The following is a 17,478-nucleotide window of genomic DNA, read 5'->3' on the forward strand; positions in this document are numbered from 1 at the left end:
CCGGACGCGCTCCGGCGGCTTTACATCTGCCGGAACAGGTAGGCGAACACGCGGCTCACCGGCAACTGTTCGGGCCGGTCGCGCAGGCGCAGCGTCAGCTTGCCGGCGTCGTCGCGCACCGCCGCCTGCACCTGGCGCAGGTTGACCACGGTGCCGCGATGGATTTGCCAGAACTGGTCGGGGTCGAGCTGCGGCAGCAACTCCTTCAGGCTGGTGCGGATCAGCGCTTCGCCGCCGGCGGTCACCACGTTCAGGTACTTGTCGGCGGCTTCGAAGTAGACCACCTCGGCCACCGGGATCAGGCGCACCTGATTGCCGACGCCGGCGCGGATCATCGACAGCCGCTGGCCGCCCGGCGCTGCCGGCAGGATCGTGCGCAACTGCTGCAGGATGCGCTCCAGCTCGCCGTCGCGCTCGTGCTGGGTCGCCAGCCGCGCCTGTAGGCGCGCCACGGTCTGCGCCAGGCGGGCGTCGGTGACCGGTTTCAGCACGTAATCGGCGGCGGCCTGCTCGAACGCCTGCAGCGCGTATTCATCGTAGGCGGTGACGAATACGACCAGCGGAAACGGCACGTCTTCCGGCCAGTCCTCGGCCAGCTCTTGCGCCGCTTCGAGGCCGGTCTTGCCGGGCATCTTGATGTCCAGAAACAGCACGTCGGGGCGCTGCGCCAGCGCTTCGCGCACCGCCGCGACGCCATTCTCGACCGCGCCGGCAATTTGCAGCTCGGGCCACAGCCGCTGCAGCGATTGCAGCAGCGCCTGCGCCAGGATCGGTTCGTCTTCCGCGATCAGGGCGCGCATCGGTGCGGAAAGCGGGGACATGCCTGGCATCATGACGTAAAGGGCAGTTCGAGCCGCGCGACCACGCCGCCCGGCATGTTGGAAGAAAGCGAAAAATTTGCGTGGCTGCCATACAGCGCCTGCAGCCGTTCGCGCACATTGGCCACGCCGACCTGGGTGCCGCTGCTGCCGTTGGCGGCGGATGCTTCCAGGCCGAGGCCGGTATCGGCCACCGACAGGTGCAGCAGAGTGCCGTCGCGGCGCGCCTGCACCGTGATGCGGCCACCGTCGATCTTGGGTTCCAGCCCATGCTTGATGGCGTTTTCCACCAGCGGCTGCAGCAGCATTGGCGGCACCGGAATGTCGCGCAAGTCCGGCGGCAATTCCAGCGTGTACGACAGGCGTGCGCCCATGCGCACCGACATCAGGCCGAGATAGGCGTCCATCAGCGCGAATTCCTGCACCAGCGTGGTCTGTTCGGCGCGCGACGACGACAGCGTGGCGCGCAGATAGTGGATCAATTGCTCCAGCATCTGCTGCGCGCGCGGCGGGTCGAAGGCGATCAGGCTTTGCAGCGTCGCCAGGGTGTTGAACAGCATGTGCGGCTCGATCTGCGCCTGCAGCAGTTGCAGTTGCGCCTGCAGTGCCTGCTTTTCGACCGCGGCGGCGCGCGCCTTTTCAGTGGCGGCGGCGGTTTTCAGTTCCGCCACTTCGGCGCGGCTCCAGAAGAAGACGGTCATCAGCAAGCCGGCCAGCACGGTCAGGCTGATAAAGCCAACCGCATTTTCGGGCTGGCTCAGCGGCAGGCCTTCCGTGGGCAGGCCCAGAAGACGCATCGCCGCCGCATGCCCGAGGAAGTAGGCGAGCGGCGATGCCAGCGCCACCAGTGCGAAAAATGGCAGTTTCGGCGGTGCGCCCTCGCCCCACAGCATGACCCGGGAGCCATCGATCAGCAGGACCGCCAGCGTGCCGATGCACACCGAAAACACCAGGTTTTCCCAAAAACTGGAGCCGGTGCGCATAATGTACGTCACCACCACGGCGCAGGCGAGATTGACCAGGCTCACGACCGCGAAATCGAGCTGCAGGCGCCGCGCCAGCAGCCGGGCGCGCATTGCAAGCGGAGAAGAAAGATTCATGCGGAAGGTGGGTTCTTGTGCTTACTCAGTTCGTGCTCGATCAGGCGCTGTTTCCACGCCGCGCCCGGCGCATGCAGGAAAATCGCCAAGCCGTGAAATAGTAACCCGATTCCCCAGCCGAACAGCGGCGCCAGCGCCCACAAGCGCTGCGGCGTCAGCGTCAGGTTCAGCACGATCAAGCCGGTGTTGACCAGCGCATATACCGCCAGATGGGTGAAGAAACCGAGCTTGCGTTCGACATGCCGCTTGGCGTCTTGATAGTTGACAGGGTTTTCCATGCTGCTTCTCCTTAAGTGAGTCCGACCGAACCCCAGACCAGTTCGCCCAGCAGGCGGCTCGGCATCAGGGTAAACATGCCGGCGATCACCAGCCCCAGGTAGAGATTGGTCATCGCGCGCCGGTGCCACTGCACCTTTTTATGAACGATCGCAAAGATCGCCGCCGCAAGGCCGGCCAGCGTGCCGACCGACAACAAATGAATCCAGGACCAGTGTCCGCTGGTCTTGATCCAGAACGAGCTGAGCGCAACGAATGCCATCAGCAGCACCCAACCGCGGCCGAACAGGCGGTGCCGCGCGCTGCCCTTTTTCAGCAGGAACGTGATGCCGCCGACGATGACGGCTGCCAGTGCCGCCGCTACGTGGACCAGAATGATCGGTGTGAATCCCATGCTGCGCCTCCCGCGAATTGAACATGGAGCGCATTGTCGGGCGCGTCGCCGGCGGCCGCCAGCGGAATGCGATGAAGCGCCGGTTTCGTGGCGCGAGCCGCCAGAAAGCGGCGCCGGGTGCCGGCACGGCGCTGAGCTCTTAATGCAGTATTTTTACTACTGTTTTCTTGATGACAACTCAAATACACTGGATTTGCCCAGTGTCCCGAACGGGCCGCCCGTCAAAACATAACAATCGGGATGTCAGCCAGGAGGAGACCATGAAAACCTTGATCCGGATGTGGCTTGTCGCGCTCGGCTTTTCGCTGCATGCATCGGCACAGGATACGACGCCGATCAAGATCGGCACCAATTGCACCTTTGAAGGGCAGTCTGCGGAGATGGGCATTTCGGTGCGTTCCGCGCTGCGCATTGCGGTCAACGAAATCAACGCGGTGGGCGGCGTCGGCGGCCGCAAGCTGCAACTGGTGGAACGCGACGACAAGGCCGATCCGGCCATCGGCCGTGCGATCGCCGAAGAGCTGGTGCACCAGGAGAAAGTGGTGGCCACCATCGGCTACTGCAATTCCGGCGTCGCCGCGAAGGCGATCGACGTCTATCAGGAAGCCAGGGTACCGCTGATCATCCCGGTCGCGACCGGTACCGCGATCACCAGGAAATTCGCGCCACCAGCCGCCGCCGACAACTACATCTTCCGGGTTGCGATGGCGGACCAGCTGCAGGTCGATTTCATCCTGAAGGAAATGATCGACCGCCGTGGCCTGTCGAAGATCGCGGTGTTCGCCGACGATACCGGCTATGGCGAAGGCGGGCTGCAGGATGTCGAGCGGCTGCTGGCGCTGCGCCACATGAAGCCGGTGATCGTCGAACGCTTCAAGCAGGGCGTGGTCGACCTGACGCCGGCGCTGACCCGCGCGCGCGACGCCGGCGCCGACGTCGTGTTTACCTACGCGCTGGGACCGGACATCGCCACCATTTCCAGGGGGCGCCAGGCGCTGGGCTGGAAGGTGCAGCAGACTGGACCCTGGGGCGTGGGTTTTCGCAATCACATCGATCTCGCCGGCGCCGCCGCCGAAGGCGCGGTCATGCCCCAGACCTTCGTCCAGGACGGCGTGATGAACGAGCGCAGCACGGCCCTGGTGCTGCAATACGCCAAGATGAACAACGTCAGGAACATTCCGTGCGCGATGTGCGCGGCGCAAACCTACGATGCCATGTTCCTGCTGTTGAACGCATTGTTCCGCGCGCCCAACATGGACGGCCCCTCGATTAGGCACGCGCTGGAAAACCTCGACCGGCGCATCCCCGGCGTGATCGCGACCTATCAAAGGCCATTCTCGAAGGACGACCACGAGGCGCTCGACAGTTCGATCCTGCTGCTGGGGCAGGTCAAGCATGGTTTGGTGCAATACGCCAACCCGGCTGACGCCAAGCGTGCGGTGCTGTCGTCGCGCTCGAAATTAGCGAATAAATAAGCGCCCGCGGCCATCGCCCAGGATGGGGGAATTGGCGAGCGTGGAACGGATGACTACAACAGAGCCGCCGCCAGTAATCTTGGAGTATGTGGTAATTCCATAATATTGACGAACGGAAATGGTATCTTTGTGTGGGGGTATATGAATGCATTGATGCCGCCACCGGTTACAGCGCCTTTTGCCCGCGCAGCGTGGCGATGCGTTTGGCAGCGTAGCCCGGCAACTCGCATAAGACCCCGTTGGTTGCCGATTACCCCATGCGCCTATCATCTGCAGTATTCAATGGGGCGCGGCCCGCATGTGTGCCCGTTGATCCACCTCGCGCCGCTCAGGGTTCCAGACCCTGGCGAACCTGAAAGAAATCTAAATTCCGATGCCGTGCGACAATCGGCGCGAACCATGGGCGAGGGATGCGCCGTGCCGATTCGAGGCGGCTGGCCCGCGGGCCGATCGGCTTCCAGAGCAATTTTCTTCACATCATGTGGCCTTATCCGAAAATCATTGCCCATCGCGGCGGCGGCATTCTGGCGCCGGAAAATACCCTGGCCGGCATCCGCGCCGGCCTCGCGCTCGGATTCCACGCGATCGAGTTCGACGTCATGCTGGCGCGCGACGATGCGCCGATCCTGATGCACGATCCGCAGCTCGGCCGCACCGTGGCCGGCAGCGGCAACGTGTTCGACTACAGTGCCGCCGAACTGGCAGCGCTGGACGCCGGCTCCTGGCTCGGCCCGGAATTTCGCGGCGAGCCGGTGCCGGGCCTGCGCGAGGTGCTCGAATTCTGCATCGCCGAGCGTATCTGGATGAACATCGAAATCAAGCCGGCGCCGGGCTTCGAAGTGCAGACCGGGCGCGTCGCCGCGCGCCTGGTGCGCAGCCTGTTCGCACGGCGGATCGAATCCCCGCAGGCGGGCGATGGGCCGCTGCCGCTGTTTTCCTCCTTCGATTTCGAGACGCTGCTGGCGGCCCGGGAGGAGGCGCCGGAGATCCCGCGCGGCTTCCTGATGGACCAAGTCCCGCGCGACTGGCAGGAGCCGCTGCGGCAACTGCAGGCGGTGGCCCTGCACACCAATCACAAGCACCTGCTGCCGGCCCAGGCGCAGGCGGTGAAACGCGCCGGCTACGGCCTGATGTGCTACACGGTCAACGATCCGGAGCGGGTGCGGGAATTGTTTGCCTGGGGTGTCGATGCAATTTGCACCGACCGCATCGACCTGATCGGCGCGGATTTCCGCTAGGCGCGGCGGCTGCCGGTTACCGGCGGTTACATTGCTTACAGCACGGGCGTCATCCAATTCGCAGGCCGGGCGGTTAATGCGACATGAGCAAGCCGCTCATGGCCCAAACCTTGAAGGGATAGATGATGAAAAATGCGGAAAAACTGATCTCTGCGCTGGCCCTCGTGCTGCTGGCCGCCCCGGTATTTGCCCAGAATACGGCAACGCCCAGGGTCGACCAGCGCCAGCAAAACCAGCAGGAACGGATCGCCAACGGCGTGCAATCCGGGGCGCTGACTCCTACCGAAACCCGGCAACTCGAAAAGCGGGAAGGGAAGATCGCGGCCGACGAGCAGGTCGCCAAGGCCGACGGCAAGGTCACCGCGGCCGAGCGCAGCAAGCTGCGGCATGAGGAAAATCGCGCCAGCCGCAAGATTTATCAGAAAAAGCATAACGCACGCACAGCCTCGTAACCGCCACCATTCCCTATTCGCCCGCCGCCCGCCACGGCGGGCTTTTTCATGCCTGTCCGGCGCTGAATCGGCCAGGGGGATCACGTATAATCAGCGGTTTGCAACGCTTCGTTCCCTCTTGGCCAAAGAACATGAAATCCGCTGAAATCCGCGACAAGTTCCTGAAATATTTCGAATCGAAAGAGCACACCATCGTCCGCTCGGCGAGCCTGGTGCCGGGCAACGACCCGACGCTTCTATTCACGAACTCCGGCATGGTGCAATTCAAGGACGTGTTCCTGGGCCATGACCAGCGCCATTATTCGCGCGCGACCACCGCCCAGCGCTGCGTGCGCGCCGGCGGCAAGCACAACGACCTGGAAAACGTCGGCTATACCGCGCGCCACCATACTTTTTTTGAAATGCTCGGCAATTTCTCGTTTGGCGACTATTTCAAAAAAGACGCGATCCACTACGCCTGGGAATTGCTGACCGGCGTCTACGGCCTGCCCAAGGACAAGCTGTGGGTCACGGTGTACCAGGAAGACGACGAAGCCTACGACATCTGGCACCAGCAGATCGGCGTGCCCGCCGAGCGCATCGTGCGCATCGGCGACAACAAGGGCGCGCGCTACGCTTCCGACAACTTCTGGCAGATGGCCGACACCGGCCCTTGCGGCCCGTGCTCCGAGATTTTCTACGACCACGGCCCGGACGTCTGGGGCGGGCCGCCGGGCAGCCCGGAAGAAGACGGCGACCGCTACATCGAAATCTGGAACCTGGTGTTCATGCAGTTCAACCGCGACGAGGCCGGCGTGATGCACCCGCTGCCGCGCCCCTGCGTCGACACCGGCATGGGGCTGGAACGGATCGCGGCGGTGCTACAGCACGTGCATTCGAACTACGAGATCGACCTGTTCCAGAGCTTGATCAAGGCCGCCGCGCGCGAAACCAATACCAGCGATCTGGCCAGCAATTCGCTCAAAGTGATCGCCGACCACATCCGTGCCTGCTCGTTCCTGATCGTCGACGGCGTGATCCCCGGCAACGAAGGGCGCGGCTACGTGCTGCGCCGGATCATCCGCCGCGCGCTGCGGCACGGCCACAAGCTAGGCCAGGCCAAGCCGTTCTTCTACAGGCTGGTGCCGGACCTGGTCAAGGAAATGGGTGGCGCCTATCCGGAACTGGTGGAAGCGCAGGCGCGCGTGGCGCAGGTTCTGCAGCAGGAAGAGGAGCGCTTCGGCGAGACGCTGGAACACGGCATGAAAATTCTCGAAGGCGCGCTGGCCAAGGATGGCGGCAAGCTCGACGGCGAAACCGCCTTCACGCTGTACGACACCTACGGCTTCCCGCTCGACCTGACCGCCGACATCTGCCGCGAACGCGAGGTGGAGCTGGACGAAGCCGGCTTCGACGCTGCGATGGAACGGCAGAAGCAGCAGGCGCGCGCCGCCGGCAAGTTCAAGAGCCATGCCGGGCTCGACTACAGCGGCGAAAAAACCCGCTTCGTCGGCTACGACACCCTGGCGCAGGAAGGTAAGGTCGCCGCGCTGTATGTCGGCGGCAGCGCCGTGCAGAAAATCGACGCCGGGCAGGAGGCGATCGTGGTGCTGGACACCACGCCGTTCTACGCCGAATCGGGCGGCCAGGTCGGCGACTCGGGCGTGCTGAGCGCCGGCGGCGCGCGCTTTGCAGTGGCCGACACGCAAAAAATCCAGGCCGACGTATTCGGTCACCACGGCCGGCTCGCCGCCGGCACGCTGGCGGTCGGCGATACGGTCAGCGCGCAAGTCGATACGGCACTGCGCGCGCAAACCATGCGCAACCACTCGGCCACGCACCTGATGCACAAGGCGCTGCGCGAAGTGCTGGGCAGCCATGTGTCGCAAAAGGGTTCGCTGGTCGATGCCGAAAAGACCCGCTTCGACTTCAGCCACAACGCGCCGCTGTCCGCCGATGAAATCCGCCGGGTCGAGCAGATCGTCAACCGCGAAGTGCTGGCCAATGCTGCCACCGAGGCGCAGATCATGGCCTACGACGATGCGATCAAGTACGGCGCGATGGCGCTGTTCGGCGAGAAGTATGGCGACGAGGTGCGCGTGCTCGGCATCGGCAGCTCGAAGGAATTGTGCGGTGGCACGCACGTGAGCCGCACCGGCGACATCGGCCTGTTCAAGATCGTCTCCGAAGGCGGCGTCGCCGCCGGTATCCGCCGCGTCGAGGCGGTGACCGGCGAAGCGGCGCTGGCGCTGGTGCAGTCGCTGGCGGCGCGCGTCAACGAAGCGGCCGCGGCGCTGAAGACGCAGCCGGAAGAACTGGCGCAGCGCATCGGCCAGGTGCAGGATCAGGTCAAGTCGCTGGAGAAGGAACTGGCGACGCTGAAATCGAAGCTGGCCTCGAGCCAGGGCGACGAACTGGTGGCGCAGGCGGTCGACATCAACGGCATCAAGGTGCTGGCGGCGACGCTGGCCGGCGCCGACGTGCCGACCCTGCGCGAAACGATGGACAAGCTGAAGGACAAGCTGAAGTCGGCTGCTATCGTACTGGCCGCAGTCAACGACGGCAAGGTCAGCCTGATCGCCGGCGTCACCAAGGATGCGACCGCGAAGGTCAAGGCGGGAGAGCTGGTCAACTTCGTTGCCCAGCAGGTGGGCGGCAAGGGCGGCGGCCGGCCCGACATGGCGCAGGCCGGCGGTACCGATCCGGGCGGGCTGCCGAAGGCGCTGGACGGCGTCGCCGACTGGGTGCGCGAACGCGCGTAATGCCCGGCGTCATGGGTGTTTTGGGCCCTGTTGCAGTTGGCTGTTGACATTCAGGCCAATGCCAAGCGAGGCGGAGTGAAACCAGGGTCAGAGTTTTTTTACGCCGGCCTCACTGCGTAAATTACTCTGACCCTGCTTTCACGGATCAAGTGCAGCGGCGCCAAAACCCGCGTGGTTTGGGGTCTCATTCCTGTAGGCCGTTACTGGGGTCAGAGTAATTTTCGCGATGAAGCGCCGCGAAAAAAAACTCTGACCCCACTAACTCCGATGTTCGCGCGCGATTTCAACAGCCAACAGCCAACAGCCAACAGCCAACAGCCAACAGCAAAAGCAAAAGCAAAAGCAAAAGCAAAAGCAAAAGCAAAAGCAAAAGCAAAAGCAAAAGCAAAAGCAAAAGCAAAAGCAAAAGCAAAAGCAAAAGCAACAGATCCGCGGTTTCAAACACGAAGTGCAACATAGGCTAAATCCAGAGGAAGTGTAGCAAGGTTGTAAAAGACCTCATGCGGGGTTCTGTAACCAAGGCATTTGCGGGGGCGGTGGTTGAGTTTGTCGACGGCGGCCTGGAGCGCTTGCTGGCTGACGGTTTTCAGATTGGTGTTCTTCGGGAAATACTGCCGGAGCAAGCCATTGGTGTTTTCATTCAGGCCGCGCTCCCAGGAATGATAGGGGCGGGCAAAGTAGACATCGGCCCGCAGGCGGGCACTGATCAAGGCGTGGTCGGCGAATTCCGATCCGTTGTCGAAGGTGATGGTGTGGCACACCCGCCGATGCGGGCTGAGCAAATCGACCACCACCGCACCCACGCCCTCGGCCTGCTTGCTGTTGGCTGGGGCGGCCAGGGTGAAGCGCGACCGCCGTTCCACCAGCGTCACCAGCACCCCTTGCTGGCCTTTGCCAATCACGGTGTCGCCTTCCCAATCGCCCAGCCGCAGGCGTTGCTCGACCATCAGGGGACGATGCTCGATGCCGATCCGGCCCGGCAGGATTCCCCGACGCCGCCGGCCGCTGCCGTGGCGCTGGCGCCGGGGTTTCTGGCTGCGCAAGTGCCGGATCAAATCGCCGCCGCCACGCCGATCGGCGTAGATCCGTTGATAGACGCTCTCATGACTGATGCCGATCGGGCTGCCCCGTTCCAGCGTCAGGCGGTGGATCGCTTGTTCGGGCGACAGGTCCAGGCGGATATAGGCCTGAACCGCCAACCAGGCGGCGTCGGCAACCCGGCTCGCATTACGACTGTTCTGTTGCCGTGCCAAGGCTTTATCGTGTGCCTGGCCAGGCCGCCATTGATGCACGCCCCGGTTGCGCCGCAGTTCGCGACTGATCGTCGAGCGATGCCGCCCCAGCCGGCGCGCAATCTCGCTGACTGAATGATCGTCTGCCTGCAGTTCGTGAATTTGGTATCGTTCGTCTCGGGTGAGGTGCGTATAGCGCATATTCGGCAACTTTCGACTGGCTGGTCAAAGGGTTCGAATGCTAGCGCATCTCGCCCTCCTTCCGTTGATCGGTGTTGCACTTCGTCTTTGAAACCGCCATCCACGTTTGCGGAGTATGTTCCGAAAACGTTTATTTGTAATCCGAGATTGGCCTGCCTGTCAGGGGGTATCTTGGCTCGGCGGGCCGGCAAGACGCTGCGCGCCTCTTTCCCTACCCGGCGCGATTCAACTCATCCCAGCCAGAACTGCCAGCCAAAGAACATCGCCAGCCCGGCGCCGATCGTCAGCAACTGATGCCGGGTCGTCGCGCATACCAGCACCGCCAGGATCGCCGCCACCAGTTGCGGATTGCGCCACGTCAGTTCCAGTCCCGCGCCGTGCGGCGCCAGCACCATCGGTACGATGATCGCGGTCAGCACCGTCACCGGCACGAAGCCGAGCGCCTGCCTGGCCAGTGGCGAAAACGTCACGCGTTCGCCGAGGATGAAGATCAGGGCCTTGATCAACGCCGTGATCACGGCCATGCCGAGGATGGTGACGGTGGCGATCATGGCCGCACCTGTTTCAGATGACGCCGCGCCAGCCAGTGCGAGAGCGCAAGGCCGACGCCGATGCCGAACGCCACCGCTGCCAAGAGCCCCAGCTTGTAGGGCAGGTCCTTCAGCAGATAGCCGCAGATACCGGCCGCGACAGCCGCCGCCAACTGCGGCATGCGGAACAGTTGCGGCACGATGATGGCGATGAAGGTCGCCACCATCGCGAAGTCGAGGCCGAGCGTCTGCAGCTGCGGGAAGATGGCGCCGAACAGAATCCCGACCAGCGTCCAGCATTGCCAGTTGAGGTACATCGACAGCCCCGAGCCGAGAAAATACCAGTGGCCGAGCGGCGCCTGCGGATGGCGCCGGTAGTAGCCATCCATCACCGCAAAAGTTTCGTCGGTCAGCAGGAAACCGAGCAGCCAGCGCCAGCGGCGCGGCAGATGGTGCACGCGCGGCAACAGCGTGGCCGCATACAGCATATGGCGCAGGTTGACGATGAAGGTGGCGAACCAGATCACCAGCATGCCGGTGCCGGTCGCCATCAACCCGGCCGCGATGAACTGGCTGGAGCCGGCGAACACGCCGAGCGACATCAGCTGGCCCTGCCAGCCGGCCAGATGGGCCGGTGCCACCAGGGTGCCGAAGATCAGGCCGAACGGGGCGGCGCCGACCAGCATCGGCAGGGTATCGCGGGCGCCGGCGGCGAAGCTGGAGAGGCGGGGAGAAGACGACATGCGATCAGGGCGGCGGCGCGGGCCGCATCTTGGCGAGTTGAAGTGAATCTGGAAAAGCCAACCGGCCTGAACGCGGGTTGCGCATCAGGCCGGTGGTGGGCTTGGCTGCCTTATTTTACTTTGCGATCTGCAGCAGCATCTGGTTCAGCCGCTTCACAAATCCGGACGGATCGGCCAGCGTGCCGCCTTCGGCCAGCATGGCCTGGTCGAACAGGATGCGGGCCCAGTCGTCGAACCGGGCGTCTTCCTGCTTCAGGCGCTGCACCAGCGGATGATCCGGGTTGATTTCCAGGATCGGCTTGGATTCCGGCGCGTTCTGGCCGGCGGCTTTCAGCATGCGCACCAGGTTGCCGGACAATTCGTTTTCGTCGGCCACCAGGCAGGCCGGCGAATCGGTCAGGCGGAAGGTCACGCGCACGTCCTTGGCCTGCTCGGCCAGCGCGGTCTTCATCTTTTCGACCAGATCCTTGTACTGGCTCTCGGTTTCTTCGTGCTGCTTCTTCTCGGCTTCGTCTTCCAGCTTGCCCAGATCAAGGTCGCCTTTCGCCACCGACACCAGTTCCTTGCCTTCGAAATCCTGCAGGAAGGACAGCATCCATTCGTCGACGCGGTCGGTTAGCAGCAGCACTTCGATGCCTTTCTTGGCGAAGATTTCCAGGTGCGGGCTGTTCCTGGCGGCGGCGTAGGTTTCGCCGGTGACGTAGTAGATCTTGTCCTGGCCTTCCTTAATGCGGCCGATATAGTCGGCAAACGAGACGTTCTGGGCGTCGGAGTCGTTATGCGTGGAGGCGAAGCGCAAGAGCTTGGCGATGCGCTCCTTGTTGACGTGGTCTTCGCCGACGCCTTCCTTCAGCACCTGGCCGAATTCCTTCCAGAAGGTGGCGTACTTGTCCTTCTGTTCCTGCTCGTCGCCGTTGGCCAGTTCTTCCAGCATGCCCAGCACGCGCTTGGTCGAGCCTTCGCGGATCACCTTGACGTCGCGCGACTCCTGCAGGATTTCGCGCGAGACGTTCAAGGGCAGGTCGGCCGAATCGATCACGCCCTTCACAAACCGCAGGTAGACCGGCATCAGCTGTTCGGCGTCGTCCATGATGAACACACGCTTGACATACAGCCGGATGCCGCCGCGCTTGTTGCGGTCCCACAGGTCGAACGGCGCGTGCGCCGGAATGTACAGCAACTGGGTGTATTCGCTGCGGCCTTCGACCCGGTTGTGGGTATGGATCAGCGGGTCCTGGAAATCGTGCGAGACGTGCTTGTAGAACTCGTTGTACTGCTCCGGCGTGATGTCGGATTTGCTGCGCGCCCACAGCGCGCCGGCCTGGTTGACGGTCTCGAACTCGTCGCGCTTGACGGTTTCCTTCTTCTCTTCGTCCCACTCTTCCTTCTGCATCAGGATCGGCAGCGAGATATGGTCGGAATACTTGCGGATGATCGATTTCAGCTTCCACGCCGACAGGTATTCGTCCTCGCCTTCGCGCAGGTGCAGCGTGATGTCGGTGCCGCGCGCGGTTTTCTCGATCGCTTCCACCGTAAAGTCGCCGGCGCCTTCCGATTCCCAGCGCACGCCTTGGTTGGCGGCGACGCCGGCGCGGCGGCTCTCGACCGTGATGCGGTCGGCGACGATGAAGGCGGAATAGAAGCCGACCCCGAACTGGCCGATCAGCGCCGCGTCCTTTTGCTGGTCGCCCGAGAGTTTCGAGAAGAATTCCTTGGTGCCCGATTTGGCGATGGTACCGAGGTGCTCGACCGCCTCTTCGCGGCTCATGCCGATGCCGTTGTCGGAAATCGTGATGGTGCGTGCGGTCTGGTCGAAGGTGACGCGGATTTTCAGGTCGGGATCGCTTTCGTACAGCGCGGCGTTGTTGATCGCCTCGAAACGCAGTTTGTCGGCGGCGTCGGACGCGTTCGAGATCAGTTCACGCAGAAAAATTTCCTTGTTGGAATACAAGGAATGAATCATCAGGTGCAGCAGTTGTTTGACTTCAGCCTGAAAGCCCAGTGTTTGCTTGTCGTTCTTGCTGTCGGAAGCAGCCATGTTTACCTCGTTATTGAATGGACAATGAAGAATCGGTGATTATAAGTAAGGGTGGCGCCATCGATTTCAAGCCCGCCGGGCGTCGATCGCCTGTTCCAGGAAGCGCCACAGGCCGGGGTCCGACATCGCGGCGACGTTGATGCGCATGCGCGTGGACGGCAACTGGTGCGGCGAAAACAGGCTGCCCGGCGCCAGTAGATAGCCTTGCGCCATGGCCTGCTCGGTCAGCAGATTGGTATCGCAGCCGGCGTCGACCCAGACGAACATGCCGGCCGGGGTCGCGATGTCGGCGGTCAGGCCGGTGCGCTCCAGCTGACGGATGGTCTTTTCGCGCACCGCATCGAGCTTGCCGCGTAAGCGGTCGACGTGCTTGCGGTAGTGGCCGTCGGACAGGATCTTGTAGACCACCCGTTCACCGATTTCGCTGGTGGTCAGGGTCGACAGGATCTTGCGGTCGGCCAGGCGCTTGGCCAGCTCGGGCGAGGTGGCGATGAAGCCGACCCGCAGGTTGGCCGCCAGCGTCTTGGAAAAGCCGCCCAGGTAGATCACGCGCTGTAACTGGTCGAGTGCCGCGATCCGCGTGGCCGGCTGGACCGCCGTACCGGGGTGCATGTCGCAGTAAATGTCGTCTTCGACGATGGTGAAGCCATGCTGCTCGGCCAGCTTCAGGATCTGGAACGCCTTGGCGGCAGACAGCGAGGTCGAGGTCGGGTTGTGCAGCACCGAATTGATCACGTACAGCTTCGGCCGGTGCAGCGCCGCCAGCTGCGCCAGCGCCGCCACGTCCGGGCCGTCGGCCAGGCGCGGGATGCCGACCACCTTGGCGCCCAGCGTGGCAAACGAGCCGAACATCAGGAACCAGGCCGGATCGTCGACGAACACGGTATCGCCCGGCTGCAGGAAGTGGCGCGCCACCAGGTCCAGCGCCTGGGTCACGCCGGCGGTGGTGACCAGTTGTTCCGGCGCGGCGGCGATCTCGAGTTCGACCAGCTTCAGTTGCAGTTGCTGGCGCAGCGGCAGAAAGCCTTGCGGAGTGCCGTAGGCAACCAGCAGGTTGCCGTTCTGGCGGCTGATGGCGCGCAAGCCGTTGGCGACCAGCTCGCCGTCCAGCCAGCCCGGCGGCAGCAGTCCGGAACCGGGCATTTTCTGCGGCGGCAGTTGGCGGAACATGTTGCGGATCAACCAGACGACGTCGACGTTCTGGGACTGTTGCGCCGGCAGCTCGGCGCTACGCACCGGACTGCCGGCAATCGTCATCGGCGCGCGTTCGCGCACATAGAAACCGGAACCGCGCCGCGATTCCAGGAAGCCTTGCGCCACCAGCCGGTCATAGGCTTCGACCACGGTAAAGCGCGAGACGCCGTGCAGGTCGGCGAACTGGCGGATCGACGGCATGCGGCTGCCGGTGCGCAGCAGCTTGTCGTCGATCCGGGACTGGATCGAACGGGTGATCTGCAGCACCAGCGAATCGCCGGCCTGGCGCGACAACAGCATCGGAACCGCGGCCGAGGCGGGCTGGGCCACACTGGATGGGGCTTTGGCTGTATTGGTCATTTCACCGGCACACTGTACCCAAGTATTTCTTAAATTGTACTGGCACTGTACTGGCTTTGTCGATTAGCATCGGGTTTCAATTGCAAGGAGGGAGCATGTCGGAGGATTCCCTGGAGCGGTCCAGCTTGCCCAGCCGGGCCGAACTCGAAAGCGCGGCCGGCATCGTCTATCGCGCGATGCCGCCGACGCCGCAGTATTCCTGGCCGCTGTTGAATCAGGCGCTCGGCTGCGAAGCCTGGATCAAGCATGAAAACCACACGCCGGTCGGTGCCTTCAAGGTGCGCGGCGGGCTGGTTTACATGGAGCGCCTGCGCGAGCGCCTGCCGCAGGTACGCGGCGTGATTTCGGCGACGCGCGGCAATCACGGGCAATCGGTCGGCTTTGCCGCGCGCAAGCATGGGTTGGCGGCGACCATCGTGGTGCCGGAAGGGAATAGCCGCGAAAAAAATGCGGCGATGCGCGCGCTGGGGGTCGAACTGGTCGAGCACGGCGGCGACTTTCAGGAGAGCCGCGAGCACGCGCTGGTGCTGGCCGGGCAGCGCGCGCTGCACATGATTCCGTCGTACCACCACGACCTGGTGTGCGGCGTCGCCAGCTATTGGCTGGAGTTGTTTGCCGCGCAGCCGGACCTGGATGTCGTGCTGGTGCCGATCGGCCAGGGTTCCGGTATCTGCGCCGCGGTGGCGACGCGCAATGCGCTCGGCTTGCGCTGCCGCATCATCGGCGTGGTGTCGGCCCACGCGCCTGCTTATTTGCTTTCCTTCGCCAGCGGCACGAGCGTGGCCGCGCCGGTGACCACGGTGGTGGCGGACGGGCTGGCGTGCCGGGTGCCGGACGCTGCCTCGCTCGAGATCATTGTGCGGCAGGTGGACGAGATCGTGGCCGTGACCGACGACGAAGTGATGGCCGCGATGAAGCTGCTGTATGTCGCCAGCCATAATGCGGCGGAGGGTGCGGGCGCGGCGGCGCTGGCGGCGGCGCTGCAGATCAGGAGCAGACTGCGCCAGCGCAGGATCGGCCTGCCGCTCTCCGGTGCCAACGCCGATTCCGAGCAGTTCGCGCGCATCCTGGGCGGCTGAACAAGATGCAGGATGACAGGCGTAAATTGATGCGAGGACGGCGATGACGCAGGAAACCAGGGGCATGTGGCTGGGCTTGATCGGGGCGGCGATTTTTAGCCTGACCCTGCCGTTCACGCGGATGGCGGTGGCCGAACTGAACCCGATCTTTGTCGCCCTCGGGCGCGCGGTGGTGGCCGCCTTTTGTTCCGGTGCGCTGTTGTGGTATCTGGGCGCTTCCCGTCCCAGCCCGGCCCAATGGCGGGCGCTGGTCGTGGTGTCGCTGGGCGTGGTGGTCGGCTTCCCGGTGTTTGCCTCGGTGGCGATGGTCTACGTGCCGGCTTCGCATGGCGCCATCGTGCTCGGCATCCTGCCGCTGGCGACCGCCTTGTTCGGCGCGCTGCGCTTTGGCGAACGGCCTTCAATCGGATTCTGGCTGGCAGCGCTGGTGGGCAGCGCCATCGTGGTGGCATTCGCACTGATCGATGGCGAGGGTGCCGGCAACGGTCTGCACCCGGCCGACCTGGCCTTGTTCGCGGCGGTGATCGCGGCCGCGATGGGTTATGCCGAAGGCGCGCGGCTGTCGCAGACGATGGGCGGGCAACAGGTGATTTCCTGGGCGCTGGTGCTGGCGCTGCCGGTGCTGCTGCCGATCACCGCCTGGTATGGCTGGCGCTACGGCGTCACTGCCTCGCCGCAGGCCTGGGCCGGGTTCCTGTACGTGTCGCTGTTTTCGATGTTTATCGGTTTCTTTTTCTGGTACAAGGGACTGGCCCTGGGCGGCATCGCGCGTGTCGGCCAGACCCAGTTGCTGCAACCGTTCATGACGCTGGTGGGCGCGGCACTGATCGTCAACGAACCGCTGCAGTTGCGCCAGATCCTGTTCGCCTGCGCGGTGATTGCGGTGGTCGCGATCGGGCGCCGCATGCCGGTGCGGCGCTGAGGATGTTTACTCCGGACGCAGCGTATTTGAGATAATCGCGCGGCAAGCAACCCTGTTCAACCTGCCATCCGGCACTGTCCCGATGGCATTCTTTTTTGGAGCACCCATGTCGTACTACGAAAAACTGCGCGCACTGAATATTGAACTGCCGGCGGTGGCCACGCCTGCCGCTGCCTACGTGATGTACGTACAAACCGGCAACACGGTCTTCCTGTCCGGCCACATCGCGAAAAAGGACGGCAAACCCTGGGTTGGCCAGTTCGGACATGGCATGACGACCGAGGAAGGCAAGCTGGCTGCGCGCGCGGTGGCGATCGACCTGATGGCGACGCTGCAGGTGGCCTGCGGCGGCGACCTGAACCGGGTCAAGCGCATCGTCAAGGTGATGAGCCTGGTCAATTCCACCGGCGACTTCACCGAGCAGCACCTGGTGACCAACGGCGCTTCCGAACTGTTCGCCGAAGTGTTCGGCGAGGCCGGCAAGCATGCGCGTTCGGCTTTCGGCGTGGCGCAGATTCCGATGGGCGCCTGCGTCGAAATCGAATTGATTGCGGAAATCGCCTGAGCGCACCGACGTTGATCGGCGTGATGCGGCAAGTCACGCGAACCGGATCGGGGAGGGCGCCGGCGATCGCTGGCGGCCGCCCCGACAGGCAAGGCGGCACTTATCCAGTGCCGTTTTTAT

At 63.8% G+C, this 17,478-nt stretch carries 17 protein-coding genes; 8 read left to right on the plus strand and 9 right to left on the minus strand.

Annotation, left to right across the window (positions count from 1 at the left end; translation table 11 throughout):
• Positions 1-20: 20 nt before the first annotated feature.
• From ACK2VC_RS13855 to ACK2VC_RS13870, 4 genes are read right to left on the minus strand one after another with little or no spacing between them, the layout of a single operon-like run.
• Complete coding sequence (locus ACK2VC_RS13855) at positions 21-821, minus strand: LytR/AlgR family response regulator transcription factor (RefSeq protein WP_486730972.1); 801 nt, start codon at positions 819-821, stop codon at positions 21-23.
• Positions 822-829: 8 nt separating this feature from the next.
• Positions 830-1,918, minus strand: coding sequence for a sensor histidine kinase (locus tag ACK2VC_RS13860; RefSeq protein ID WP_486730973.1), 1,089 nt, complete (start codon positions 1,916-1,918; stop codon positions 830-832).
• Positions 1,915-2,196, minus strand: a complete 282-nt coding sequence (locus tag ACK2VC_RS13865) for a 2TM domain-containing protein (protein ID WP_486730974.1) — start codon at positions 2,194-2,196, stop codon at positions 1,915-1,917. The genes ACK2VC_RS13860 and ACK2VC_RS13865 overlap by 4 nt, the downstream gene beginning before the upstream one ends.
• Positions 2,197-2,207: 11 nt before the next feature.
• Positions 2,208-2,588 (minus strand): DUF2306 domain-containing protein, encoded by a 381-nt coding sequence (locus ACK2VC_RS13870; protein ID WP_486730975.1) that lies wholly within the window; start codon positions 2,586-2,588, stop codon positions 2,208-2,210.
• A gap of 260 nt (positions 2,589-2,848) precedes the next feature.
• Here ACK2VC_RS13870 and ACK2VC_RS13875 point away from each other — a divergent pair, with 260 nt between their 5' ends.
• The 5 genes from ACK2VC_RS13875 (at position 2,849) to ACK2VC_RS13895 (ending at position 8,953) form a co-directional block, all read left to right on the plus strand.
• Positions 2,849-4,063, plus strand: coding sequence for an ABC transporter substrate-binding protein (locus tag ACK2VC_RS13875; RefSeq protein ID WP_486730976.1), 1,215 nt, complete (start codon positions 2,849-2,851; stop codon positions 4,061-4,063).
• A gap of 479 nt (positions 4,064-4,542) precedes the next feature.
• Positions 4,543-5,301: a glycerophosphodiester phosphodiesterase gene (gene ugpQ, locus ACK2VC_RS13880; protein WP_486730977.1), complete on the plus strand. Its 759-nt coding sequence runs from the start codon at positions 4,543-4,545 to the stop codon at positions 5,299-5,301.
• Positions 5,302-5,423: 122 nt separating this feature from the next.
• Positions 5,424-5,753, plus strand: coding sequence for a hypothetical protein (locus tag ACK2VC_RS13885; protein ID WP_486730978.1), 330 nt, complete (start codon positions 5,424-5,426; stop codon positions 5,751-5,753).
• 131 nt (positions 5,754-5,884) lie between these two features.
• Positions 5,885-8,494, plus strand: coding sequence for an alanine--tRNA ligase (gene alaS / locus ACK2VC_RS13890; RefSeq protein WP_486730979.1), 2,610 nt, complete (start codon positions 5,885-5,887; stop codon positions 8,492-8,494).
• 267 nt (positions 8,495-8,761) lie between these two features.
• Positions 8,762-8,953, plus strand: coding sequence for a hypothetical protein (locus tag ACK2VC_RS13895; RefSeq protein ID WP_486730980.1), 192 nt, complete (start codon positions 8,762-8,764; stop codon positions 8,951-8,953).
• Here ACK2VC_RS13895 and ACK2VC_RS13900 read toward each other — a convergent pair.
• The 5 genes from ACK2VC_RS13900 to ACK2VC_RS13920 all read right to left on the minus strand — a co-directional run bounded on the left by ACK2VC_RS13900 (position 8,932) and on the right by ACK2VC_RS13920 (position 14,792).
• The gene (locus ACK2VC_RS13900) at positions 8,932-9,927 is read right to left on the minus strand and encodes an IS30 family transposase (RefSeq protein WP_486730009.1); all 996 of its coding nucleotides are present in this window, start codon (positions 9,925-9,927) and stop codon (positions 8,932-8,934) included. The two genes, ACK2VC_RS13895 and ACK2VC_RS13900, sit on opposite strands and share 22 nt — an antisense overlap.
• Before the next feature lie 230 nt (positions 9,928-10,157).
• Entirely contained in the window at positions 10,158-10,478 is a 321-nt protein-coding gene (locus ACK2VC_RS13905) for an AzlD domain-containing protein (protein ID WP_486730981.1), read from the minus strand.
• Positions 10,475-11,200, minus strand: a complete 726-nt coding sequence (locus ACK2VC_RS13910) for an AzlC family ABC transporter permease (RefSeq protein WP_486730982.1) — start codon at positions 11,198-11,200, stop codon at positions 10,475-10,477. The genes ACK2VC_RS13905 and ACK2VC_RS13910 overlap by 4 nt, the downstream gene beginning before the upstream one ends.
• Before the next feature lie 115 nt (positions 11,201-11,315).
• On the minus strand, positions 11,316-13,238 hold the full coding sequence (gene htpG, locus ACK2VC_RS13915; RefSeq protein WP_486730983.1) for a molecular chaperone HtpG: 1,923 nt from the start codon (positions 13,236-13,238) through the stop codon (positions 11,316-11,318).
• Between the two features lie 66 nt (positions 13,239-13,304).
• Positions 13,305-14,792 carry an aminotransferase-like domain-containing protein gene (locus ACK2VC_RS13920; protein ID WP_486730984.1) on the minus strand — a complete coding sequence of 496 codons (1,488 nt, stop codon included), beginning with the start codon at positions 14,790-14,792 and terminating at the stop codon, positions 13,305-13,307.
• A 95-nt stretch (positions 14,793-14,887) separates the two neighbouring features.
• Here ACK2VC_RS13920 and ACK2VC_RS13925 point away from each other — a divergent pair, with 95 nt between their 5' ends.
• The 3 genes from ACK2VC_RS13925 (at position 14,888) to ACK2VC_RS13935 (ending at position 17,358) form a co-directional block, all read left to right on the plus strand.
• Positions 14,888-15,871 (plus strand): threonine dehydratase, encoded by a 984-nt coding sequence (locus tag ACK2VC_RS13925; RefSeq protein WP_486730985.1) that lies wholly within the window; start codon positions 14,888-14,890, stop codon positions 15,869-15,871.
• Between the two features lie 43 nt (positions 15,872-15,914).
• Entirely contained in the window at positions 15,915-16,793 is an 879-nt protein-coding gene (locus tag ACK2VC_RS13930) for a DMT family transporter (RefSeq protein ID WP_486730986.1), read from the plus strand.
• A gap of 106 nt (positions 16,794-16,899) precedes the next feature.
• Positions 16,900-17,358, plus strand: a complete 459-nt coding sequence (locus ACK2VC_RS13935; protein ID WP_486730987.1) for a RidA family protein — start codon at positions 16,900-16,902, stop codon at positions 17,356-17,358.
• Positions 17,359-17,478: the final 120 nt, after the last annotated feature.

This window comes from Herbaspirillum sp. WTB6, assembly GCF_057457785.1.